Source organism: Robertmurraya korlensis (genome assembly GCF_023715225.1).
Taxonomy (GTDB): Bacteria; Bacillota; Bacilli; order Bacillales; family Cytobacillaceae; genus Robertmurraya_A.
Genome location: NZ_JAMBNS010000062.1, coordinates 1 through 492 on the forward strand (window position 1 = coordinate 1; position 492 = coordinate 492).

Below are 492 nucleotides of genomic sequence, written 5' to 3' on the forward strand. Positions count from 1 at the left end.
ACCTTATCGCCAGCAAAAACCATACGCAGCAGCAGATGCTGGCGCGCTACGCCAACGAGCAGGACTGGTGGGATCTCAGCGTGCAGGCGACCATCACGGCGAAGATGTGGGACAGCCTGAAAGAGCGCTTCCCGCTGGCGTGGGAGAGCTTCTATAAGAGCAATACCCGCGATAAAGGCATCGCGCCGAGCTACGCTATGGCGATCTCGCGGCAGGAGAGCGCCTGGAACCCGAAAGCGCGTTCGCCGGTCGGCGCCAGCGGCCTGATGCAGGTGATGCCGGCGACGGCGGCCCACACGTGAAGATGTATAACATTCCCGGCTATGTGAACAGCAACCAGCTGCTCGATCCGCAGACCAATATTCAGATTGGCACGCAGTATCTCGAGTATGTCTATCAGCAGTTCGGGCAGAACCGCATTTTCGCCTCTGCGGCCTACAATGCGGGACCGGGGCGCGTGCGCAGCTGGCAAAACGTCAGCGCGGGCAATCT

The 492-nt window shown here is 60.6% G+C and carries 2 protein-coding genes; both read left to right on the forward strand.

From position 1 onward, the window contains the following. A partial coding sequence (locus M3175_RS25825) for a transglycosylase SLT domain-containing protein (RefSeq protein ID WP_251524545.1) occupies positions 1-302 on the forward strand: 302 nt, incomplete at its 5' end. A gap of 2 nt (positions 303-304) precedes the next feature. Beyond that, the coding region (locus M3175_RS25830; RefSeq protein ID WP_251524546.1) for a transglycosylase SLT domain-containing protein at positions 305-492 on the forward strand (188 nt) is incomplete at its 3' end.